Origin of the sequence: Mycobacterium sp. SA01, from assembly GCF_041287105.1 — a bacterium.
GTDB lineage: Bacteria > Actinomycetota > Actinomycetes > Mycobacteriales > Mycobacteriaceae > Mycobacterium.
Map to the genome: position 1 here is coordinate 423,939 of NZ_JBGGNO010000020.1, position 20,512 is coordinate 444,450.

Annotated in this window: 26 protein-coding genes; 11 read left to right on the plus strand and 15 right to left on the minus strand. The window is 67.6% G+C overall.

Features of this window, described 5'->3' with window-relative positions; all coding sequences use genetic code 11:
• Position 1 precedes the first annotated feature (1 nt).
• Both ahpD and AB4879_RS21235 read left to right on the plus strand, forming a co-directional pair.
• The gene (gene ahpD, locus AB4879_RS21230; protein WP_370509151.1) at positions 2–535 is read left to right on the plus strand and encodes an alkyl hydroperoxide reductase AhpD; all 534 of its coding nucleotides are present in this window, start codon (positions 2–4) and stop codon (positions 533–535) included.
• A gap of 71 nt (positions 536–606) precedes the next feature.
• Entirely contained in the window at positions 607–1,731 is a 1,125-nt protein-coding gene (locus tag AB4879_RS21235; protein ID WP_102805335.1) for a nitronate monooxygenase family protein, read from the plus strand.
• A 1-nt stretch (position 1,732) separates the two neighbouring features.
• Here the strand turns inward: AB4879_RS21235 and AB4879_RS21240 are convergent, their stop codons facing one another.
• The 3 genes from AB4879_RS21240 to AB4879_RS21250 all read right to left on the minus strand — a co-directional run bounded on the left by AB4879_RS21240 (position 1,733) and on the right by AB4879_RS21250 (position 4,153).
• A complete protein-coding gene (locus tag AB4879_RS21240; protein ID WP_370509152.1) occupies positions 1,733–2,353 on the minus strand; it encodes a TIGR03085 family metal-binding protein in 621 nt (206 codons plus the stop codon).
• Between the two features lie 86 nt (positions 2,354–2,439).
• On the minus strand, positions 2,440–3,462 hold the full coding sequence (locus AB4879_RS21245; protein ID WP_102805405.1) for a cell wall metabolism sensor histidine kinase WalK: 1,023 nt from the start codon (positions 3,460–3,462) through the stop codon (positions 2,440–2,442).
• Positions 3,449–4,153: a response regulator transcription factor gene (locus AB4879_RS21250; RefSeq protein ID WP_102805336.1), complete on the minus strand. Its 705-nt coding sequence runs from the start codon at positions 4,151–4,153 to the stop codon at positions 3,449–3,451. Before AB4879_RS21250 ends, AB4879_RS21245 begins: the two co-directional genes overlap by 14 nt.
• Before the next feature lie 100 nt (positions 4,154–4,253).
• Here AB4879_RS21250 and AB4879_RS21255 point away from each other — a divergent pair, with 100 nt between their 5' ends.
• From AB4879_RS21255 to AB4879_RS21270, 4 genes are read left to right on the plus strand one after another with little or no spacing between them, the layout of a single operon-like run.
• Positions 4,254–4,910: a glycosyltransferase family 2 protein gene (locus tag AB4879_RS21255; RefSeq protein WP_370509153.1), complete on the plus strand. Its 657-nt coding sequence runs from the start codon at positions 4,254–4,256 to the stop codon at positions 4,908–4,910.
• On the plus strand, positions 4,907–5,566 hold the full coding sequence (locus tag AB4879_RS21260; protein ID WP_370509154.1) for a DUF2064 domain-containing protein: 660 nt from the start codon (positions 4,907–4,909) through the stop codon (positions 5,564–5,566). The genes AB4879_RS21255 and AB4879_RS21260 overlap by 4 nt, the downstream gene beginning before the upstream one ends.
• Positions 5,567–6,196, plus strand: coding sequence for a methyltransferase domain-containing protein (locus tag AB4879_RS21265; RefSeq protein ID WP_370509155.1), 630 nt, complete (start codon positions 5,567–5,569; stop codon positions 6,194–6,196).
• Between the two features lie 8 nt (positions 6,197–6,204).
• Positions 6,205–7,326 carry a molybdopterin-dependent oxidoreductase gene (locus tag AB4879_RS21270; RefSeq protein WP_370509546.1) on the plus strand — a complete coding sequence of 374 codons (1,122 nt, stop codon included), beginning with the start codon at positions 6,205–6,207 and terminating at the stop codon, positions 7,324–7,326.
• A gap of 389 nt (positions 7,327–7,715) precedes the next feature.
• Here the strand turns inward: AB4879_RS21270 and AB4879_RS21275 are convergent, their stop codons facing one another.
• Entirely contained in the window at positions 7,716–9,071 is a 1,356-nt protein-coding gene (locus AB4879_RS21275) for a hypothetical protein (RefSeq protein WP_370509156.1), read from the minus strand.
• A gap of 85 nt (positions 9,072–9,156) precedes the next feature.
• Here AB4879_RS21275 and AB4879_RS21280 point away from each other — a divergent pair, with 85 nt between their 5' ends.
• Both AB4879_RS21280 and AB4879_RS21285 read left to right on the plus strand, forming a co-directional pair.
• Positions 9,157–9,495 carry an ArsR/SmtB family transcription factor gene (locus AB4879_RS21280; protein ID WP_370509157.1) on the plus strand — a complete coding sequence of 113 codons (339 nt, stop codon included), beginning with the start codon at positions 9,157–9,159 and terminating at the stop codon, positions 9,493–9,495.
• Positions 9,485–9,976 (plus strand): SRPBCC family protein, encoded by a 492-nt coding sequence (locus tag AB4879_RS21285; protein WP_370509158.1) that lies wholly within the window; start codon positions 9,485–9,487, stop codon positions 9,974–9,976. Before AB4879_RS21280 ends, AB4879_RS21285 begins: the two co-directional genes overlap by 11 nt.
• On the opposite strand, the gene AB4879_RS21290 is transcribed toward AB4879_RS21285, so the two are convergent.
• From AB4879_RS21290 to AB4879_RS21305, 4 genes are read right to left on the minus strand one after another with little or no spacing between them, the layout of a single operon-like run.
• The gene (locus AB4879_RS21290) at positions 9,952–10,353 is read right to left on the minus strand and encodes a TIGR03668 family PPOX class F420-dependent oxidoreductase (RefSeq protein ID WP_370509159.1); all 402 of its coding nucleotides are present in this window, start codon (positions 10,351–10,353) and stop codon (positions 9,952–9,954) included. The two genes, AB4879_RS21285 and AB4879_RS21290, sit on opposite strands and share 25 nt — an antisense overlap.
• Positions 10,350–11,219: an alpha/beta fold hydrolase gene (locus AB4879_RS21295; RefSeq protein ID WP_102805342.1), complete on the minus strand. Its 870-nt coding sequence runs from the start codon at positions 11,217–11,219 to the stop codon at positions 10,350–10,352. The genes AB4879_RS21290 and AB4879_RS21295 overlap by 4 nt, the downstream gene beginning before the upstream one ends.
• A 39-nt stretch (positions 11,220–11,258) precedes the next feature.
• On the minus strand, positions 11,259–12,404 hold the full coding sequence (gene menE, locus AB4879_RS21300; protein WP_370509160.1) for an o-succinylbenzoate--CoA ligase: 1,146 nt from the start codon (positions 12,402–12,404) through the stop codon (positions 11,259–11,261).
• A gap of 50 nt (positions 12,405–12,454) precedes the next feature.
• A complete protein-coding gene (locus AB4879_RS21305) occupies positions 12,455–12,757 on the minus strand; it encodes a DUF3349 domain-containing protein (protein WP_083118234.1) in 303 nt (100 codons plus the stop codon).
• Positions 12,758–12,986: 229 nt separating this feature from the next.
• Between AB4879_RS21305 and AB4879_RS21310 the strand changes: the two genes are divergently transcribed.
• From AB4879_RS21310 to AB4879_RS21320, 3 genes are read left to right on the plus strand one after another with little or no spacing between them, the layout of a single operon-like run.
• Positions 12,987–14,243: an inorganic phosphate transporter gene (locus AB4879_RS21310; protein ID WP_102805344.1), complete on the plus strand. Its 1,257-nt coding sequence runs from the start codon at positions 12,987–12,989 to the stop codon at positions 14,241–14,243.
• A 28-nt stretch (positions 14,244–14,271) separates the two neighbouring features.
• Positions 14,272–14,553 (plus strand): hypothetical protein, encoded by a 282-nt coding sequence (locus AB4879_RS21315; protein ID WP_370509161.1) that lies wholly within the window; start codon positions 14,272–14,274, stop codon positions 14,551–14,553.
• 7 nt (positions 14,554–14,560) lie between these two features.
• Positions 14,561–14,869, plus strand: a complete 309-nt coding sequence (locus AB4879_RS21320) for a DUF3349 domain-containing protein (protein ID WP_370509162.1) — start codon at positions 14,561–14,563, stop codon at positions 14,867–14,869.
• Here AB4879_RS21320 and AB4879_RS21325 read toward each other — a convergent pair.
• The 7 genes from AB4879_RS21325 to fadD8 form a co-directional block, all read right to left on the minus strand.
• Complete coding sequence (locus AB4879_RS21325) at positions 14,866–15,252, minus strand: VOC family protein (protein ID WP_370509163.1); 387 nt, start codon at positions 15,250–15,252, stop codon at positions 14,866–14,868. The genes AB4879_RS21320 and AB4879_RS21325 overlap by 4 nt on opposite strands.
• 15 nt (positions 15,253–15,267) lie before the next feature.
• On the minus strand, positions 15,268–16,113 hold the full coding sequence (locus AB4879_RS21330; RefSeq protein ID WP_370509164.1) for an SDR family oxidoreductase: 846 nt from the start codon (positions 16,111–16,113) through the stop codon (positions 15,268–15,270).
• A 72-nt stretch (positions 16,114–16,185) separates the two neighbouring features.
• Positions 16,186–17,088, minus strand: a complete 903-nt coding sequence (locus AB4879_RS21335) for a 1,4-dihydroxy-2-naphthoyl-CoA synthase (RefSeq protein ID WP_102809275.1) — start codon at positions 17,086–17,088, stop codon at positions 16,186–16,188.
• Positions 17,089–17,103: 15 nt separating this feature from the next.
• Positions 17,104–17,577: a nitroreductase/quinone reductase family protein gene (locus AB4879_RS21340; protein ID WP_370509165.1), complete on the minus strand. Its 474-nt coding sequence runs from the start codon at positions 17,575–17,577 to the stop codon at positions 17,104–17,106.
• A gap of 15 nt (positions 17,578–17,592) precedes the next feature.
• Positions 17,593–18,291, minus strand: coding sequence for an HAD family hydrolase (locus AB4879_RS21345; RefSeq protein ID WP_370509166.1), 699 nt, complete (start codon positions 18,289–18,291; stop codon positions 17,593–17,595).
• Positions 18,292–18,318: 27 nt separating this feature from the next.
• Positions 18,319–18,861, minus strand: a complete 543-nt coding sequence (locus AB4879_RS21350) for a hypothetical protein (protein WP_370509167.1) — start codon at positions 18,859–18,861, stop codon at positions 18,319–18,321.
• Between the two features lie 22 nt (positions 18,862–18,883).
• On the minus strand, positions 18,884–20,485 hold the full coding sequence (fadD8, locus tag AB4879_RS21355) for a fatty-acid--CoA ligase FadD8 (protein ID WP_370509168.1): 1,602 nt from the start codon (positions 20,483–20,485) through the stop codon (positions 18,884–18,886).
• Between the last annotated feature and the right edge of the window lie 27 nt (positions 20,486–20,512).

Here is a 20,512-nt window from a genome sequence, read left to right on the forward strand (position 1 = left end):
TATGAGCATCGATAACGTCAAGGAAGCTCTGCCGGAGTACGCCAAGGATCTCAAGCTCAACCTGGGCAGCATCGTCCGCTCGACCGAGCTGACCGAACAGCAGTTGTGGGGCGCGCTCGTGGCGACCGCCGCGGCGACCAAGTCCGAGCGGCTGCTGCGCGAGGTGACCGAGGACGCCTTGGACGTGCTGTCCGAGGAGGCGTATCACGCCGCGTTGGGCGCCGCCGCGATCATGGGGATGAACAACGTCTTCTACCGCACCAAGTATCAGCTCGAGGGTCGGTATGACGACCTGCGGGCCGGTCTACGGATGAACATCATCGCCAACCCGGGCGTGGCCAAGGCGGACTTCGAGCTGTGGTCGCTGGCCGTGTCGGCGATCAACGGGTGTGCGCAATGCCTGACCGCGCACGAGGACGAGCTACGTAAGGCCGAGGTGTCCCGGACGGTGATCTTCGAGGCGATCCGGCTGGCGTCGATCGTGTCCGGGGTTGCACAAGCCCTGCTCACGACGCAGGCGCTCACCCCCGCCTGATCGATCAGCAGCTCGACCCCCTTCCCAACCCGGTGGTTGGTCGGGAAGGGGGTCGAGCGCATACTGGGCCGGTGAAGACTGAGATCTGCGACCAGTTCGGCATCGAGTTCCCTTTGTTCGCCTTCAGCCACTGCCGCGACGTCGTAGCCGCCGTGACCAACGCGGGCGGCTTCGGCGTGCTCGGCGGCACCGCCTACACCCCCGATCAGCTCGACCAGGAGCTCACCTGGATCGACGAGCAGGTGAAGGGCAAGCCGTACGGCGTGGACATCATCGTGCCCGCCAAATTCGAGGGCAAGGGCGAGAACCTCTCGTTCGGTCAGCTCGCCGACCGCATTCCCGAGGATTTCCGCGGCTTCATCAACGAACTCCTCGCCGCCCACGACATCGACGTCAGCGATCAGCCGCGGATGGCCGCGTCGTCGCTGAGTGGGGACACCGGCGCGAGCCTGCTCGACGTCTCGCTGAGTCATCCGATCAAGTTGATGGCCAACGCACTCGGCGTTCCGCCGGACTACATGATCGAGGCAGGCAAGCAGACCGGCATCCCGGTCGCGGCGCTCGTCGGCGCCAAGGAGCACGCGATCAAACAGGTCAACGCCGGCGTCGACCTCATCGTCGCGCAGGGCACCGAGGCCGGCGGTCACTGCGGTGAGGTGACCACCTTGGTGCTCATCCCCGAGGTCATCGAAGCCATCAAGCCGATTCGCGAGGTCCCGGTGCTGGCGGCGGGCGGGATCGTGACCGGCCGGCAGATGGCCGCATCCGTCGCCCTCGGTGCCGCCGGCGCCTGGACGGGTTCGGTGTGGTTGACCACCGAGGAGGCCGAGACAGCCCCGTACACGGTGCAGAAGTTCCTGGCCGCGACGTCGCGCGACACGGTCCGGTCGGCCGGCCGCACGGGAAAGCCGTCGCGCCAACTGGTTTCGGATTGGACCGATGCGTGGGCACCGCATGAGGGTGGTCGCCAACCGCTGCCCCTGCCGCTGCAGAACATGATCGCCGAGCCGGTGTTGCGCCGGATCGACAAGCTCGCCGAGGGCGGCCATCCCGGTGCTCAGGCGTTGGCGACCTACTTCGTCGGCCAGGGCGTCGGGCTGATGAACAAGGTCAAGCCGGCCCGCGAGGTGGTTCTGGAGTTCATCGAGGATTACCTCGCCGCCGCCGAGCGGCTCAGTAGGTCACTCGACGACTGATCTACAGCCCCTTCGGCGCGGCCTTCACGGCCTGCACGTCGGAGGGGTCGCCGTCGAAGTCGACGTGGGCCGGCCGTCCGGTCGCGAACAACAACAGCTCCTCGGGAGCGCCGGTCACCGTCACGGCCGGGCCGTGGCCCGCGGTCAGCACGGTCGTGCCGTCGGGGGTGCGCAGCTGCACGCGGGCCGGCATCTTGGCCAGCGTCAGCCGGGCCATCATTCCCAGAGTGCGCCGCAACTTTCCGGTCAGTTCCGCGTCGAGCACCCGCGGCTGCCAGTCCGGCTGGGCGCGGCGGACGTCCTCATGGTGGATGAACATCTCGGCGACGTTGGCCACCGAATCGACCAGCTTCAGCGGTGAGTAGAGCGGCGGGCCTGCGGCCACCTTGTCCACCAGGTCGTCCCACTGCGTCTGACCGGCCACCGCGTCCTGCACCTTGGCGGTGTGCCCGGCAAACAGCGGGATCAGGATGCCGGGCGCGGCATCCACGCGATACTCGCGAACCATCAAGTGCGCTGCCAGGTCTCGGGCCGTCCAGCCTTCACACAAGGTCGGTGCGTCGGGTCCGACGTCGCGCAGGGCGGCGACGAGGGCGGCACGTTCACGCTGGGCTACGGACATCTCGCCCACGCTACTACGCCCAAACCGACGTTTCGCCGGAGAAGCTCGAGTAGATCGCTGCAGAACGTCGATCTCGGCGAACCTGCTCACTCCGACTTCGGCAGCCGGACCTCGAACCGGGCGCCGTGGGCGGTGTTGTGCGCCGACAGGGTGCCGTGGTGTGCCTGCACCAGCCCGGCCGCGATCGCCAACCCCAGGCCGGAGCCGCTGGGCAGCGACGAATCCTCGCGCGGCACACGACCGTTCGAGCCGCGATAGGCCACGTCGAACACCCGCGGCAGGTCCGTCTCGTCGATCCCGACGCCGGTGTCGTCCACCCGCGCCCACGCGCCGGTGGCATCGCTGCCGAGCGCCAGCGTCACCGCCCCACCGGACGGGGTGTGCGCAATCGCGTTCGCCACCAGATTGGACAACACCCGGACCAGCGCGCGATCGCTGCCGATCACCCGGACCGGGTCGGCCGGTACCGACGCGGTCAGGTGCACCCCGGCCCGCTCCGCGGCGATCTTGTGGGCCGCGATCACGTCGTCGACGACCTCGTCGAGGGCCACCTTCTCGTATGGTGCGTGGACCGCCCCGGCGTTGATCTTCGACATCTCGAACAGGTCGTCGACCATCTCGGAGAGCCGAACCGATTCGTGTTCAATGTGTTTGGCCTGCACCCGCACCTCGTCGTCGCTGACCACCCCGTCGGCGATCGCCTCGGCCAGCGCGCGGATGCCGGCCAGCGGGGTGCGCAGGTCATGGCTGACGAACGCCACCAAGCGGCGTCTGGACTGTTCGGCCATCCGCTCGGCGTCGTGAATCTCTCTCTCCCACACCGTCCGGCGTGCCTGATAGCGGGCCAGCATCACCGCCGCGGGCAGTGTCACGATCGCCACGATCAGTAGCACGACGGCGATCGGCGCGAACGTGCTGGTGATCATGAATCCGCTGGCGCCCAGCACGCCGGTCAGCGTCGCCAGCGTCGGGATCAACACCAGGGCGACCATCGTGACCGTCATCGACCAGGACCGGGCCAGCCGGATCACCAACGCGCCCAACAGGACTACCGGCAGCGAGCAGGCCAGCGCAAGTACCGCGATCTGGGCGAGATCATGCGGTGGCACGGTCACCGCCGCCGGCTTCACCGCGCCACAGGTACCCACGGCCCCAGACCGTTTGTACGCGGTGATGATCGCCGAGCTTGGACCGCAAGCGCTTGACATGCACGGTGACCGTCGACAGGTCACCGAAGTCCCAATGCCACACCTGCTGCAGCAACTCCTCGCGGGAGAACACGGTGTCGGTGTGAGTCAGGAAGAACAGCAGCAGATCGAATTCGCGGTTGGTCAAGCCCACCGGCTTACCGTCGATCTGCACGGCACGCGCCGCCGTCGACACCGTCAGGTCACCGACGGTCATCTCCAGCGGGAGAGCGGCCGCGGGGGCCGGGGCCCGCCGCAACACCGAACGCACCCGCAGCGCGAGCTCGCGCGGGCTGAACGGCTTGGTCAGGTAGTCGTCGGCGCCGGCCTCCAGCCCCGCTATGCGGTCTTCTTCCTCGCCGAGCGCGGTCAGCAGGATCACCGGAACGCTGAAGTCGCCGTGCTGGCGCAGGGTTCGGCACAGCGACAGACCGTTGGGTCCGGGCATCATCACGTCGAGCACGGCGACGTCGATTCGCTGCGTGCCCAGCACCCGCAGCGCCTCGCTCCCATCGCCGGCCACCGCCACTTCCAGGCCGTCGCGCTCGAGGTATCGGCGCACCACGTCACGGACGACGGTGTCGTCGTCGGCGATGAGCACACGTGCGGGCATAGGAAAAGGTTAGCCAACAGCAGCCTTCACCTGCACCAACGTCACGATTTTGTCATTCCCTCCCGCGCAGATTCGCCAATGCTCGCCTAGGTTGGCTCCTATGCCCGACTGTCCGGTCACGGTGGTGCTGCCCTGCCTGAACGAAGCGGATTCACTGCCCACCGTGCTGGCCGCCATGCCGCCTGGTTATCGCGCTCTGGTCGTGGACAACAACAGCACCGACGGCACGGCGCAGGTCGCTGAGCAGCACGGCGCGGACGTGGTTCACGAGGCCCGGCCGGGCTACGGATCCGCGGTTCACGCCGGGGTGCTGGCGGCCACCACGCCCATCGTCGCGGTGCTCGACGGTGACGGTTCGCTGGACCCCGCCGATCTGCCGCGGCTGGTCGCCGCGCTGGAGGCCGGCGCCGACATGGTGACCGGCCGGCGCCGTCCGCTGCCAGGGGTGACATGGCCCTGGCATGCCCGTTTGGGCACCGCGGCGGTGTGCTGGCGGTTGCGGACCCGGCATCGGCTGCCGGTCCACGACATCGCGCCGATGCGGGTGGCCAACCGTGACGCGTTGCTGGCACTCGGCGTAGTCGACCGCCGTTCGGGGTACCCGCTCGAACTACTGGTTCGTGCCGCTGCCGCGGGATGGCGTGTGGTGGAGGTCGACGTCGACTACGGCCCGCGGGTCGGCGGCAAATCGAAGGTCAGCGGGTCGGTGCGAGGAAGCTTCACCGCCGCCGTTGACTTCTGGAAGGTCATTTCGTGACGCCGATCCCGGTCACCGTGCTGGTGGTGGCCAAAGCGCCGATACCCGGACTCGCCAAGACCCGGTTGGCCGCGACGGTGGGGGACCGTGCCGCGGCCGACATCGCTGCCGCCGCGCTGTTGGACACCCTCGACGCGGTGGCCGAAGCCCCGGTCACGCATCGGGTGGTCGCGATGACCGGCGAGCTGGATCACGCCTGCCGGGCCGATGAGATACACGATCGGCTCGCCGACTTCACCGTGATCGCGCAACGCGGGGACGGCTTCGCCGACCGGCTGGCCAATGCGCACACCGACGCCGCGACGGTTCGTCAGCCGGTGCTGCAGATCGGGATGGACACCCCGCAGGTCAGCGCGGAGCTTCTCACCGCCTGCGCCCACCGACTCATCGACGCACAGGCCGTACTCGGAATGGCGCGCGACGGCGGGTGGTGGGTGCTCGGCGTGTCCGACGGCGCGAGTGCCGACTGTCTGCGCGATGTGCCGATGTCCCAGTCCGACACCGGCGCTGTAACGCTCGCCGCGCTGGAGCACACCGGTATTTCCGTGACCCTTGTCGAGGAACTGCACGACGTCGACGCCGTCGACGACATTCCTGCCGTCCGCGCTGCCTGCTCGCCGTCGAGTCGGTTCGCCCAAGCCACCCGAGGACTGTGAATGTTGGGACAGCTGTACGACGACGCCCTCGACGGTGAGCGATGTTGGTTGCGCCACGGCGACGGCCGACGGCACCCGCTTCCGGTGCGCAGCTGGCTGGGCGGTCAGGACGCCGACAGCGTGTTCGACGCGGCCATCGTGGCGCTGTGCGACGGTCCGACGATCGACTTGGGTTGCGGCCCAGGACGTTTGGTAGCGGACTTGATCCAGCGCGGTATTCCTGCCCTTGGTGTCGACCAGTCGGCGACGGCGGTCCGGCTCGCACGGCGTAGCGGTGCACCGGCGTTGCTGCGCGACGTGTTCGAGCCGCTGCCGGGTACCGGCCGCTGGCAGACGGTGCTGTTGGCCGACGGGAACATCGGTCTGGCCGGTGATCCGCGCCGGGTCCTGCGTCGGGCCGCGGAGCTGCTGTGCGCCGGCGGTCGTTGCGTGGCCGAGTTCGACCCGGGCACAGTCGGGGTGCGGACCAGCTGGGTGCGGTTGGAGTCGTCGAACAACATCGGCCCGTGGTTCAAATGGGCCTCGGTGGGTGTGGACTGCGCGGCCGCGCTGGCCGAAGAAGCCGGGTTGACGTTGGTCGGGATTCACCCGATCGGCGGGCGTGTGGTGGCTACACTCACGCTGACGTGACGCCGCAGATGGGATCGACCACGAAGGCCACATCCTTGCGTGGTACAGCAGTGACGGCTCGGGTCGGGGTCGCCCTCGGTGTCGCCGTGGCCGTCTGCTTCGGCACGGGATTGATCAGCCACTTCATCCAGCATCCGCAACCGTGGTTCTTGTGGCCGACGCGCCCGGTCTGGCTCTATCAGCTGACCCAGGGCATGCACGTCATCTCGGGTATCGCCGCGATCCCGCTACTGCTGGTCAAGCTGTGGTCGGTGTACCCCAAGCTGTTCGAACGGCCCATCATCGGCGGGCTGACCCGGCAGATCGAGCGTGCGTCGATCCTGGTTCTGGTGGGCTCGATGATCTTTCAGCTGTCCACCGGCGTCATGAACATCGCGCAGTGGTATGCGTTCAAGTTCTTCTTCACCACCAGCCATTACGCGATGGCCTACGTCGCGGCCGGGGCGGTCCTGGTGCACATCGGGGTGAAACTGCCGGTGATCCGCCGGGCTCTCGGCGAGCCTCTCGAGGAGCCGCCCACCGGTGAGCTGCGGGTCGGTCCCAGCCGGCGCGCGGTGCTGGCCGGCACCTGGCTGGCCGTCGGCGCGGCAACGGTAGTCACAGCGGGGCAGACGATTCCGTGGCTTCGGCGGGTGTCCCTACTGGCCCCGCGGTCGGGCGAGGGCCCCCAGGGTGTGCCGGTGAACCGGTCGGCGTTCGCCGCCGGGGTGCTCGGCAGCGCGCGCTCGCCGGACTACCGGCTGACCATCGTCAACGGTGCCGCCGTCACGGCGATGACCGTCGACGAGCTCGCGGCGATGCCGCAAACCACCCATCGGCTTCCCATCGCGTGTGTGGAGGGCTGGAGTGCCACCGCAGACTGGACTGGTGTCGTTCTCGCCGACCTACTCAAAGCTGTTGGCGCCAAGGATGATTCCGATGTCCGGATGATCTCGCTTGAACCGCCGGGGCCGTACTCGCGCACTGTGCTGCCCGCGCGGCACACCCGAGATTCACAGACCCTGATAGCGCTGAAGCTCAACGGCCAGACCCTCGACCTCGACCACGGTTATCCGTGCCGGCTGATCGCTCCGACGAGACCAGGTGTGCTGCAGACAAAATGGCTGTCCAGAATTGAGGTGGTGACGTGACGTCCGCCCGGCTTTTCCTGGTGGCGCTCGGGGTGGCGCTCGGCGTCTACGGTGTGGTGCTGGTGGCGGACAACTCGACCGACGTCATCATCCGCATCGTGGTGTGGGCCTTGATCGGTGTGCTGCTGCACGACGCGGTGTTCGCGCCGGTGTGCGTTGCCCTCGGGTTCGCCGGCCGGCGTCTCCTGCCGCACAAGTGGTGGACGCCGGTGCTGGTGGCCGCACTCCTCACGGTGGTCCTTGTGCTGCTGGCGATTCCGGTCTACGACAAGCCCGGACTGCATCTGGACAATCTGACGGTGCTCGACCGCAACTACGAGACCGGCTTCTGGATCGCGCTTGCCGTGGTCTGGGGCGCGGCACTGCTGTATCTCGTCGGTGACCGGGTGCTACCAGTTGGTCAGGATGAAATGGTTGAGCAGCAGCGCGCCGATGATGTTGAGGCCCAGCCACCATCGGTGGGCCCGGACGGGCAGCAGGGCACCGGCGGCGGTGAGCCACACCTCGAACGGTAGCCAGATCCGTTCGGTCTCGGCTTTCGACAGCATCGACAGGTCGGCGAACAGGATCGCGACCAGGGCGGCCAGGAGCAGCAGGTGCAGCCCGGAGCGTCGTTTGATCGCGGCGATGTCGAATACCCGGCCGATGCCGGCGACGCTGCCCAGCCCGATTGCGCACACCACCGAGGCCAGGTTGGCCCAACTCCAGTACTGGAACGGCCGGTTCAGCGCAATGCCCTGCCAATACCGCTGCTGCACAAGGGTGTAGCCGTCGAACCACCAGAAGCCTGCGATCGCGAACACGCCGACCACCGCCAGTGCGCCCAGCGCCGCCGGAATCAGTACCCGAACCGCGCCGCGCCACGACGTCGCGCACATCAGGACGGCGAGCGCGGGCACGGCCATCAGGGCCAGCCCGTAATTGAGGAAGATCGCCCAGCCCAACACCAGGCCGGCTGCCACGGCGACCAGCAGGGGCCGGCGCACCGTCCGGCGAACGGCCAACGCCAGCAACGCGATTCCCCACGCGGCGACACCCGCGAAATAGCCGTCGGCGGACACCGCGATCCAGATCGCGGTCGGTGCGACGGCGACGAACGGCGCGACCAGGCGTGCCGTCTGCTCACCGTTGAGTGCTCGTACCGCGACCACGATGGCCGCCGCTGCGGACGAGCCGACCAACAGACACCACAGGCCGGCCCACGCGCCGCCGCCCAGCCCGATGCGGTCGAGCCAGACGAACGTCAGCAGCGCCCCCGGCGGATGGCCGGAGACGTGGGTGATCCACGAATTCGGTTGGAAATCCAGGATCCGGCTGGCGAACGTGCGGACCGCTACCGGGATGTCGGTGATCGTCGGAACCTGATTGAGGTATTCGTGCCGGGCGGTGAGCCGGCCGGCGAAGCCGCGCTGCCAGCCGTCGATCATCGCCAGAGAGAACGCCCAGAGCATCGACGTCGCCCACACCGTGAGCGTCAACGCTCGCCAGGGCAGCCGCCGCGCGAGCGTGGCGCCCCAGATCACGGCCGCCACACCGATGAGGATCGCCGGTACGGTGCCCCAGCCGACGTGGGCGTTCCACCACCCGAAGATGGGTGCGGTGTCGGCGAAGCTCTTGATTTGGGCGGGGGAGCTGTTGATCAGCGGGGTGACGATGCCCAGATGAAGGTGCGGAACGACGAACGCCGCTATCACCAGCAGCACGCCGACGGTTACCGCGACCGCTTCCTTGCGACCGATGCTCACAAGACTCCAGCGTACGGACAGCCCAGTTAGTGTAAGCAGTGGCTAACGGTTGACGGACGCTTACCGTTAGTTGTAGCTTACCGATGTGCCCGGATCTGCTGCCGCCGTCCTCGATGCCTTGGGGGACCGCACGCGGCGATCGATCTTCGAAAAGCTGGCTGACGGTCCGATCGCCGTCGGCGTTCTCGCTGAGCAGCTGCCCATCTCGAGACCGGCTGTCTCGCAGCATCTTCGAGTGCTCAAGGAAGCCGGTCTCGTGGTGGAGACGGCCGCCGGAACCCGTCGGCTGTATCGGGTCAACCCGGCTGGGCTGGCCGCGGTCCGGTCTTACCTCGACCGGTTCTGGGAGGCGACCTTGGACAACTTCGCGCTGCTGGCCGAGGCCGAAGCGCACCGACAGGGAGGACCTTCTCATGACCGCTGAGTCAACGTCAGATCTGCACGTGATCCGCTCGATCACCGTCCCACTCGCGCCGGCGGCGGCGTTTGATCTGTTCACGCGCCGGATGACCGAATTCTGGCCGTCAGGCCACTCGATCGGCGCCAGTCCCTTTGAAGCCGTGGTGATGGAGCCGAAAGTCGGCGGCCGCTGGTACGAGCGAAGTGCGGACGGTGTCGAGTGCCCGTGGGGCCGGGTGTTGGCGTGGGAACCGCCGCGCCGGGTGGTACTGGCCTGGCAGCTCAACGCCGACTGGACCTATGACCCCGGCTTCGAAACCGACGTCGAGGTCAGCTTCACCGAAGTCGAGGTGGGTCGCACGAAAGTGGAACTGCGGCATGGGCATCTGGAGCGGTTTGGGGAACGCGCCGTCGAGATGCAGACAACCTTCGACTCGCCCGGAGCCTGGGACAGCATCCTCGCCGGATACGCCGAAGCGATTCAGTCGCCCCAGGACGTCCACTGATCGACGTCCACCGCGATCACCGGGCCGTCCAGCGGAACCCACTGGTACTGGGGGTATTTCGCGCGCAACAGTTCATAGCCGCGTTCGCATACCGAATCGTCGTGGTGGATTGCCGCGATGCCGTCGGCCCGCACCCACCACAGCTGCGACCAGTCGTCGTCGTAGTGGTCCACCAGGATGCTCACCCGCGGGTTGGCCTCGATGTTGGCCAGCCGCCGCAGCCGGTGAGTGGTTTTCGGCTTCCCGTCCACCGCGGTGTAGATGGTGGACTCGGCCACCGCGAACACGATCGGCACCACGTGCGGGGGGCCGTCCGGTGTCACGGTGGCGAGCCTGGCCACCGCCGCGGCGGCGAATCGGTCGACGGGTTCGGTCACGCCTGGGTGGCGGGCTGCTCGATGTCGGCGCCCGCCGTGGTGGCGATGAAGTCGTCGATCAGGTCGACTACTTCCATCGGGCGCTCCACCTGGGGGAAGTGTCCGACGCCGGCCAGCACTTCGAGCCGGACGTCCGGCCGCGTCTCATGCGCGGAGTACGCGTGCTCGACGGGAATGATGGCGTCCTGATCGCCCCAGATGACCATGACCGGCATGGTGGCGACGTGCAGTCGGTTCAAGGCGCTGACGGCCTGCCCGCGGTAGTCGACCACCGAACGCAGCGTGCGCAGGAACGCCTGCCGCGTCTCGGCATCGGCGAAGGAACTGTAGGCGTTCCAGATCTCCCCGCCGCGCGGCGAGGTGATGCCGAGCTTGCTGAACAGCGACCGCACCTTCTCACCGGCGGCGAGCACCGGCGGCGGCGCGATGATCGGCATGATCAGCTCGGCGCCGGGCGCGGAGAGCAGTCGCAATGTCCATCCGACGTCCGGGCCCAGCCCACCGCTGTTCATCAGGACCAGCCGCCGGCAGTAGTCGGGGTGCTGATAGACGAATTGCATGGCGATGCCGCCGCCCAGTGACTGCCCGACGACGGTGGCGTGCGTCACGCCGAGTTCGTCGAGCAAGTCGCGCAGAAACACCGCGAACGCGCCTAGCGAGTAGTCGCTGCGCGGCTTGTCGGAACGCCCGTGGCCGGGCAGGTCCGGGGCGATCACCCGGTATCTGCGCGACAGCGGGCGCATCATCTGGCGCCAGGTCTGCGAGCTGCCGGCCATGCCGTGCAGCAGCAGGATGACGTCGCCCTGGCCTTCGTCGAGATAGGCCACCTGGTCACCGTGCAGGTCGAGAAACTTCAGCTCGTCCATACTCTTCTGTCCCCTCTATGTGGCTGCGTAAACCATTGTTCACCAGCCGTAGCCGCCGGGTAGGTCGCCGCCGTTGGCAAACCGCTCGCGCAGCGCGCGACGGTCGAGCTTGCCGATGCCGCGTCGCGGCAGCTCGTCGAGAATGTGCAGTTCACGGGGGGCGGCCGTCGGATCGAGCGACTCGGCCAAGTGCTCACGAATGTCGTCCAGGCTGGGTTCGAGGGCCCCAGTGACAAGCACCACTGCGGCCGCCACCCGCTCGCCGAGCCGGTCGTCGTCGAGGCCGAACACCGCGCAATCGGCGATCGCCGGGTGCTGCAAGAGCACTGCTTCCACCGGTGCGGGCATCACCGTCAGCCCGCCGGTGCTGATGCCCTCGTCGACCCGGCCCAGTACGCGCAGCCGGCCGTCCTCGTCGACGGTGCCCAGATCATCGGTCCGAAACCAGCCGGCTTCCGAAAACGGATCGGGATCGGGCGGATTGCGATAGCCCAGCGCCAACGTCGGACCGCCGATCACGATGCGACCCTCGCCCGGCTCGGCACCATCGTCCAGCCGGATGGTCACCCCGGTCAGCGGGACGCCGTCGTACACGCATCCGCCGGCGGTCTCGCTGGAGCCATAAGTCCGCACCACCGTGATTCCGGCTGCCGCCGCACCGTCCAGAACTGGCCGCGGCGCGGGCCCGCCACCGAGCAGCACGACGTCGAGTTCGGCGAGTGCCGCGGTGGCCTCGGGGTCCAGCAGCACCTTGGCGAGCTGAGTGGCAACCAGCGAGGTGTAGCGCCGCCCCGATCCCAATTGCGCTATGGCCGTGGGTAATTGCGTTACATCGAAGCCTGCTGAGACGTCCATCTCGACCGGCACCGTGCCGGCCTGCAGGCTGCGCACCAGCACCTGGATCCCGGCGATGTGATGCGTCGGCAGCGCCAGCAGCCAGGTTCCCGGGCCGCCGAGGTGATCCAGGGTGGCCGATGCGCTGGCGATCAGCGCCGCAGGGGTGAGCATCGCGCCCTTGGGCGTGCCGGTGGTGCCCGACGTCGACACCACCAGCGCGACGTCGTCGTCGATTTCCTCGCCGACTCGCAGGGAGCTTGTCAGCAGCTCGCTTTCACGCAAGTCGCCGGCGGGAATCGGCACCAGGGGCGCGTCGCGCCCGTCGAGCACACCATCCAGGGCGGCCATCACTGACTGCGCCGACGGGCCGGGCGGAATGGCGAGCGCTCGCAGAGTGGTTATTCGACGTCCTCACTGTCCCGTGGATCGTCCAGCGGCCAGCCGTAGTTCGCCAGCCTGTCATGGACCCGATCGATGTCCTCCGGAGTGGGCAGCGCGTCGGTGATCTCAGTGATCAGTACCCCGATGTCGATGTGGTCGAACGCGCCGCGCTCGAGCAGTGCGTTGGCCACCGCGATGACCTCGTCGTCGCTCAACCTCCGCCGCAGCAGCGCGAACAGCGGCACCTGGTCGGGGTGCGGGACCCCGTCGGGGTAACCGGCTTTGATCCAGGCCACGATCTTGGTGATGAAATTGGTCACCGCAGCATCTCCCTTGCGGGGGGCGTGTGGGCGCCCTGTGGAATGCACGAATTCTAGTCGGCATCGAATTGCCGCGCCTACGTTGTACCCCCGATGCGTCGGCCCCGAGAAACGGCGTAAGGCTGGTAGGTTAACGACCGATGAACACCTGCGGGACGTTCGCAAATGCCCAGTTCGAGGACTTTTGGCAACTGGTCAAAGTGCCTGAGCACCCAGCAGAATCTGTGTCATGAGCACGGAGATGATCATCCTGGTGTTGTTGATTGCCACGGCGCTGGCATTCGATTTCACCAATGGATTCCACGACACCGGCAATGCCATGGCGACATCGATCGCCACGGGCGCGCTCAAGCCCAAAACTGCGGTGCTGCTGTCCGGGCTCCTGAACCTGGTCGGTGCGTTCCTCTCGGTCGAGGTGGCCGTCACCGTGACCACGTCGGTGCTGAAGGTCCAAGACGGTAAGACGGGTCACCTGCTGCCGGGCATCTCGTCCTCGACGGGATTGACCATCATCTTCGCCGGCCTTATCGGCGGCATCCTGTGGAACCTGATGACGTGGCTGTTCGGCATTCCGTCGAGCTCGTCGCACGCGCTGTTCGGCGGATTGATCGGCTCCGGTCTGGCGGCCCTGGGCTCCGCCGGCGTCAACTGGTCGGGCGTCACCCAGAAGGTCTTGCTGCCCGCGGTGGCCTCACCGTTGATCGCCGGTTTGGTCGCCGGCTGCGGTACGTGGCTGGTCTACCGCATCACCCGCCGGGTACTGGCAAGCCGGCGGGAGACGGGCTTCCGATGGGGCCAGATCGCCACCGCTTCCCTGGTCTCACTTGCGCACGGCACCAACGACGCACAGAAGACGATGGGCGTTATCGCGCTGGCTTTGATCACCACCGGCCACCTGACCGGCGACGTGAAGAAGGACGGCCTGCCGTTCTGGATCATCTTCAGCTGCGCGCTGGCGATCGGCCTTGGCACCTACATCGGCGGCTGGCGAGTCATCCGCACGCTGGGCAAGGGCTTGGTCGAAATCGAGTCGCCGCAGGGCCTCGCCGCCGAAGCCTCCTCTGCCGCAGTCATTCTCACCTCCAGCGCTGCCGGTATGGCGCTGTCCACCACGCACGTCGCCACCGGCTCGATCCTGGGCAGCGGCGTCGGCAAGCCGGGTGCCGAGGTGCGCTGGGCCGTCGCCGGTCGCATGGTGGTGGCCTGGCTGATCACGCTGCCCGCCGCCGGGCTGGTGGGTGCGCTCTCGTACTGGCTGTCCGCTCTGGTCAAGGACATCAGTGGTTCGCAGCTGATGGGCGACGGCCTGATCTTCCTGATCCTGGTCGGGCTGTCGGGCTACATCTGGTGGCGCGCCCAGCAGCAGAAGGTCGACCACCGCAACGTCAACGCCGATTGGGATACGTCGACCAACTCTGTGGTGCCTGCCGAAGTGCGGGCGGCCACCGGGGACGCGAAGCCGGCCGAACCCACCGCCTCGGTCTGATCACCGCGACAAGCCAAAGGAAACGTTGATGACGTACTTCGAATCGATCCTCAAGGTGTTGGTGGTCGGGCTTGTTCTCGGTGCGGGCCTGCCTGCGCTGTTCGCGTCCGGCATGCTGGCCTACTCGTTCGGCGCCGGCGGCGAAGAAGCCGACCATGTGATCCACAAGCCGAACCCGGCCCTGAAGTTCCTGGGGATCGTCCTGTTCATCGTCGTCTCGCTGGTGATCGTGACGGCCGTCGCCTGGATCACCCGGTCGACGGTCATCCACCACTTCGGCGTCGACCTCTTCCCGATGCTGAAGAAGTGAGATTGCGATGACGATCCAACAGCCCCCCGCGTTTCTCGACAGCGTCCTCGGCTGGTTGCACAAGGGATACCCGGAAGGCGTTCCGCCGAAGGACTATTACCCGCTGCTGGCACTGCTGAAGAGGTCGTTGGCGGAGGACGAAGTGGTGCAGGCTGCCCAGTCCGTCCTGCGCGCAACCGATTTCGATACTCCCGTTACCGCGGACCAGATCCGCGATGCGGTTCGCGAGGTCATCGAGAAGGAACCCAACCCCGAAGAGCTGAACCAGGTTGCCGCCCGGCTGGCCTCGGTCGGCTGGCCGCTCGAAGCGCACTAGCCTCGGCTGTCGCGCCGCAGCGGGTGATCCTCGGGGACCTGCACGAAGATCAGCGTGATCCCGTCCGGGTCGTTGACGTGCATCTCGTGTAGGCCCCACGGTTCGCGCCGGGCCTCGCGGGCGATCTCGACTCCGCGGGACGTCAATTCCTGTTGGGTGGCGTAGAGGTCGCGCACCTGCAGCCACAACGAGGCGGGGTACGGGCTCTGCGCGTTCGCGGGGGCGCCGTGGCCGGCGAGTTCGATCAGCGACTGCCCGGCGTAGAACACTGTCCCGCCGCCGTATTCGCGCGCGATGGCCAGTCCGAGTGCGTCGCGGTAGAAGTCCAGTGAGCGTTCGTAATTCGCCGGCCGGAGCAGCATCCGGCTCGCAAGGATCTCCATGCCGTCGTGTCTACCTCAGTTCGGCTGCAGGCGCTGACGCTTCATCGCCCGGTTCATCGCGCCGGGTGCGACGACGTCGAGCGCGCGGGCGGTGACCGCCATGCGTGGCGCGATCCGCACCGGGCGGTGCCGCGCAGCCTCGATCATCCACTGGCCGGCCTCGTCCGGGGTCAGCGCGGGAAGCCCGTCGTACTCCTTGGTCGGCGCGATCATCGGGGTGGCCACCAGCGGGTAGTACAGCGTCGTGGAATGCACGCCCTGGCCGGACCATTCGGTTTCGATGACCCGGCTGACCGCGCTGAGCGCGGACTTCGACGCGTTGTACACCCCGAACAGGGGAGAGGCTTCGCTGAACACGCCCCAGGTGGCGACGTTGATGATGTGTCCGTCGCCGCGCTCCAACATGGCGGGCGCCAGCCCGCGGATCAGGCGCAGCGGTGAGAAGTAGTTCAGCATCATGGTGCGCTCGACGTCATGCCAGCGGTCCAGCGATTCGGCCAGCGGTCTGCGGATCGAGCGGCCTGCGTTGTTGACCAGGATGTCGACGGCGCCGACCTGCTGCGCCAGCGCGTCGACGGCGTCGAGGTCGGACAGGTCGCACGGGATCGCGGTCGCGGATCCGCCGGCGTCGGTGATGCGGTCGACGACCTCGGCGAGCAGGTCTTCGCGGCGGGCAGCCAGGATGACCTCGCACCCTTCGGCGGCGAACTGTTCGGCGCCGGCGGCACCGATGCCCGAAGACGCGCCCGTGATCAGCACCCGCTTGCCGCGCAGGTCGACGGTGATGCCGGTCGGCAGGCTCAGCGGTGGTCGCATACCGGTCAGTGCGATGGCCTCAGTGATTCGGCGCAGGGGATTCACGGCTGCTGAGTCTATGCCGAGCGATTTCGGCGCGTTTACCGCCGCTGAGCGAACGAAAACGCGCCCAAATCCCTAGAAATATCGGGGGAATGGAGTCCAATCGGGATCGCGCTTTTCCAGGAACGCATCCCGGCCCTCGACGGCCTCGTCGGTCATGTAGGCCAGCCGGGTGGCTTCTCCGGCGAACAATTGCTGGCCCACCAATCCGTCGTCGAGCAGGTTGAAGGCGAACTTCAGCATGCGTTGGGCCTGTGGTGATTTGCCGTTGATCTCCTTGGCCCACTGCACGCCCACGTTTTCCAGCTCGGCGTGGTCGACCACCTCGTTGACCGCGCCCATGTGATGCATCTGCTCGGCGGTATAGGGCCGGCCGAGGAAGAAGATCTCCCGGGCGAACTTCTGGCCGACCTGCCGCGCCAGATAAGCGCTGCCGTACCCGCCGTCGAAGCTGCCGACGTCGGCGTCGGTCTGCTTGAACCGGGCGTGCTCCCGGCTGGCCAACGTCAGGTCGCACACCACATGCAGGCTGTGCCCGCCGCCGGCCGCCCACCCGTTGACCAGACAGATGACAACCTTCGGCATGAACCGGATCAGCCGCTGGACCTCCAGGATGTGCAGCCGCCCCGCGCGCGCCGGATCGACGGTCTCGGCGGTTTCTCCTTCGGCGTACTGGTATCCGCTTCGGCCCCGGATGCGTTGGTCGCCGCCCGAGCAGAACGCCCAGCCGCCGTCCTTGGCTGACGGCCCGTTGCCCGTCAGCAGCACCACGCCGACATCCGGCGACATCCGGGCGTGGTCGAGCGCGCGGTACAGCTCGTCGACGGTGTGCGGCCGAAATGCGTTGCGAACGTCGGGACGGTCGAACGCCACCCGCACCGTGCCGTCGGAGACGTGGCGATGGTAGGTGATATCGGTCAGGTCCTCGAAGCCGTCGATGGCTCGCCACTGCGACGGGTCAAAAGGATTGTCAGTCAAGGGTTGTGAACTCCATTACTCAGGGGATCCCTTACTCAGGGGATCGAATCGGAAAACGGCACAGCGGCCGGCCAGCGCCTCGAACTCTTCGGGCTTGCCCTCGGTGACCAGCCCGGCGTTCTTCATGAAGCTGACGCCGGTGGGAACCAGGACGGGGAACGCCCGCAGCAGAGGGCGTGCCTCCTCGGCGGGCAGCTCCACGATGCGTACCGCTTCACTGCGCCGGCCGGTGGTCAGGGTGACGACGCCGGCGGCGCGGGCGTTGCGCACCCAGTCCGCGCCGGGGAAACCGCCCACCACGTAGCGCTTGCCGTCGACGGTGAACGGGGTGATCGGCGTCGAGCGTGCCTTGCCCGACATCCGTCCGGGCACCGTCAAAACCACCGGTGATTGCGTCCCGAACGGGATTCCCAGACGCATCGCCGCCATGAACATCTTGTTCATCGGCTTGAGCCACCACGGCGGCCTGATGCGCTCGGAGTCGGCCATGCCCAAAAGGTACGCCTAGCATCCGATGCCGCGGTCGCGCAGTGCGTCGACGAGCCCGGTGGGGCGCTCGGTGACGGGCAGCGGGTCGACCAGGATGAAGTCGCAGCCGAGCTGACGCGCGGCGCCGTCGTTCTCCTCACTGTCGCCGACCATCACCGCCTCGTCGGCCGCGACGCCGAGTCGCTGCAGCGCGATCTCGAAGATCCGCGGATCGGGTTTGACCGCACCGACTTCGAACGACAGCACGAACTCGTCGGCGTCCGCGCCGGCGGTACGGAAGCAGGGGCGGATGTCGAAGGCGATGTTGGACACGATGCCGGTGCGCAGGCCCTGCGTCCGAAGCGATCCCAACACCTCGACGGTGTCGGGGTAGGGCAGCCACGACGCGGGGTCGACGGCTCGCTGATAGAGCGTTTCGGCATGGTCGGCCGCCAGGCCGGCGTCGGTGAGCGCGTGCAGGTAGGCCTCCCGGTGCAGAGCGGGTGCGAGGTCACGGTTGACCCAGGCTCGCTGCGCCTCTTCGGTTCTCGTCACCGAGCCGCCGGTGGGGTGGGTGAGGCGCTCCATCAACTCGGCTTGCGCGTGCTCGTCGACGGCGCGACGGCCGTCCTCGTCGATCAGCTCCATCCCGGCGAACCAGCGGTCGTCCTCTTCGAGACGAAACAGGGTGCCGGAGAAGTCGAACAGCACAGCGCGCACAGGCATGGCCCCCATGCTGCCAGTGCGTCGGCGCGGCGCCGCTCAGGGCCTGGGGTTGGTCCAGGTGGGGTTGGTCATGCCGGGCGCATTCGAAGACGGCGCGGGGTGGTGCGGCCGGTGCTCCAACATCGATGCGCCGCGGTAGTACGCGAACGTCATACCCAATGCGATCAGCCCAGCCATGAACGCGATCTGCAGCGCCACCGAGACCGAGCGGGGCACGGCAGGGACCGTGATCCTGCCGCGGATCCTCGGCACGATTCGTTCCGCACGCGGCATGATCGGCTGCTCTTTGCCGCGCAGGAACTGCATCACCACATCGGTGGCCCGATGGATCTGCTCACGATCCACGTAGAGCTGGACGCCGGGTGCCGGTGCGCCTTTCAGGCCGCTCGGCCGGGCCACGTACCCGCCGATGTCCGCGTCGCGCAGCAGCGCGAGAACCGCTGCCGCGTCGGCGGTTTCGAGGTCGGCCAGGATGACCCAGGTGTCGGCCCACACGTCGTTGTCCTGGCCGCCGGGCGGCAGCCAGAACATCACGTCGCGCTCTTTGAGGTACTCGAGCGGGATGACGCGGGACAGCATCAGCCAAGTATGCGCCGCGGACCTAGCCGATGGCTCGCGATGACCCTTCCCAGAACTGCGCCCGCACGGCCTTCTTGTCCGGCTTGCCCAGCGCGGTCACCGGCACCGAGTCGACGATGATCACCTGCTTGGGTGACTGCACCGAACCCTTGCGGTCCTTCACCGACGCCTGGATCTCGGCCGTCAGCGTCGCCACCGCGTCATCGTCGCTGGGGTGGTCGGGCCGCAGCACGACCACCGCGGTGACGGCCTCGCCCCACTTCTCGTCCGGGGTCCCGATCACGCACACCTGCGCGACGGCGGGATGTTCGGCGACGACGTCCTCCACCTCACGCGGGAACACGTTGAAGCCGCCGGTGACGATCATGTCTTTGACCCGGTCGACGATGAACCAGTAGCCGTCCTCGTCCTCGCGCGCCATGTCGCCGGTGTGCAGCCAGCCGTCCTTGAACGTCTTGGCCGTCTCCTCCGGCAGGTTGTGGTATCCGCCGGACAGCAGCGGCCCGGACACGCAGATCTCGCCGACTTCGCCCTGGGGCACTTCGTTGCCGTCGGCGTCGAGCAGTGCGGTGCGGGCGAACAGGGTGGGCCGCCCGCAGGAGGTCAGTCGCTTCTCGTCGTGGTCTTTCTTGCCGAGGTAGGAGATCACCATCGGCGCTTCGGACTGTCCGTAGTACTGCGCGAAGATCGGTCCGAAACGGCGGATCGCCTCGGCCAGGCGCACCGGGTTCATCGCCGAGGCGCCGTAGTACACCGTCTCCAGCGACGACAGGTCGCGGGTGTGCGAATCGGGATGGTCCATCAGCGCGTAGATCATCGACGGCACCAGCATGGTGGCGGTGATCTTCTGCTCTTCGATCACCCGCAGCACCTCGGCCGGGTCGAACTTGGTGAGTACCACGAGCTCGCCGCCCTTGACCACGGTCGGCACGAAGAACGCCGCGCCGGCATGCGACAGCGGCGTGCACATCAGGAACCGCGGGTTCTCCGGCCACTCCCACTCGGCGAGCTGAACCGTCGTCATCGTGGTGATCGACTGTGCGGTGCCCAGCACGCCCTTCGGCTTACCGGTGGTGCCGCCGGTGTAGGCCATGCCGCCGACGTGGTCGGGCGGAAGGTCGGCCGCCACCAACGGCGTCGGCGTGTACTTGGCGGCCTCGGCGATCAGGTCCACCGCGGAATCACCGAGGGCGTCCGGCACCGGGCCGAGCGTCAGCACCTGCTTGAGGGCGGGCACCTTCTCCAGCAAGCCCTGCGCGCGCTCGATGAACATCGGGTTGGGGTCGATGATCAGTGATGTCACCCCGGCGTCGTTAAGCACGTAGGCGTGGTCGTCGAGTGAGCCGAGAGGGTGTAGTGCCACCCGGCGATAGCCCTGGGTCTGGCCGGCGCCGATGATCATCAGCACCTCCGGCCGGTTCAGCGACAACAGCCCCGCGGTCGCCCCGGTTCCGGCGCCGAGCGCCTCGAACGCCTGAATGTACTGGCTGATGCGGTCGGCGAGCTCGCCTCCGGTCAGGGTGGTGTCCCCCAGATGCAGCACCGGCTTGTTCTTGTTGCGCTTGAGCGCGCCGACGGTCAGGTGGCCCGAATGCAGGGGATGGCGAAGCAGCTCGTCACTCATGCGGTCCACATTAGAACGTGTTCCAGT

Excerpts from the sequence above, each read along its gene's own strand:
- ahpD (WP_370509151.1), top strand. The coding sequence starts at position 2 with ATGAGCATCGATAACGTCAAGGAAGCTCTGCCGGAGTACGCCAAGGAT.
- AB4879_RS21240 (WP_370509152.1), bottom strand. The coding sequence starts at position 2,353 with ATGTCCGTAGCCCAGCGTGAACGTGCCGCCCTCGTCGCCGCCCTGCGC.
- AB4879_RS21250 (WP_102805336.1), bottom strand. The coding sequence starts at position 4,153 with ATGCCCGCACGTGTGCTCATCGCCGACGACGACACCGTCGTCCGTGAC.
- AB4879_RS21255 (WP_370509153.1), top strand. The coding sequence starts at position 4,254 with ATGCCCGACTGTCCGGTCACGGTGGTGCTGCCCTGCCTGAACGAAGCG.
- AB4879_RS21265 (WP_370509155.1), top strand. The coding sequence starts at position 5,567 with ATGTTGGGACAGCTGTACGACGACGCCCTCGACGGTGAGCGATGTTGG.
- AB4879_RS21270 (WP_370509546.1), top strand. The coding sequence starts at position 6,205 with ATGGGATCGACCACGAAGGCCACATCCTTGCGTGGTACAGCAGTGACG.
- AB4879_RS21285 (WP_370509158.1), top strand. The coding sequence starts at position 9,485 with ATGACCGCTGAGTCAACGTCAGATCTGCACGTGATCCGCTCGATCACC.
- AB4879_RS21295 (WP_102805342.1), bottom strand. The coding sequence starts at position 11,219 with ATGGACGAGCTGAAGTTTCTCGACCTGCACGGTGACCAGGTGGCCTAT.
- menE (WP_370509160.1), bottom strand. The coding sequence starts at position 12,404 with ATGGCCGCCCTGGATGGTGTGCTCGACGGGCGCGACGCGCCCCTGGTG.
- AB4879_RS21310 (WP_102805344.1), top strand. The coding sequence starts at position 12,987 with ATGAGCACGGAGATGATCATCCTGGTGTTGTTGATTGCCACGGCGCTG.
- AB4879_RS21315 (WP_370509161.1), top strand. The coding sequence starts at position 14,272 with ATGACGTACTTCGAATCGATCCTCAAGGTGTTGGTGGTCGGGCTTGTT.
- AB4879_RS21320 (WP_370509162.1), top strand. The coding sequence starts at position 14,561 with ATGACGATCCAACAGCCCCCCGCGTTTCTCGACAGCGTCCTCGGCTGG.
- AB4879_RS21325 (WP_370509163.1), bottom strand. The coding sequence starts at position 15,252 with ATGGAGATCCTTGCGAGCCGGATGCTGCTCCGGCCGGCGAATTACGAA.
- AB4879_RS21340 (WP_370509165.1), bottom strand. The coding sequence starts at position 17,577 with ATGGCCGACTCCGAGCGCATCAGGCCGCCGTGGTGGCTCAAGCCGATG.
- AB4879_RS21345 (WP_370509166.1), bottom strand. The coding sequence starts at position 18,291 with ATGGGGGCCATGCCTGTGCGCGCTGTGCTGTTCGACTTCTCCGGCACC.
- AB4879_RS21350 (WP_370509167.1), bottom strand. The coding sequence starts at position 18,861 with ATGCTGTCCCGCGTCATCCCGCTCGAGTACCTCAAAGAGCGCGACGTG.
- fadD8 (WP_370509168.1), bottom strand. The coding sequence starts at position 20,485 with ATGAGTGACGAGCTGCTTCGCCATCCCCTGCATTCGGGCCACCTGACC.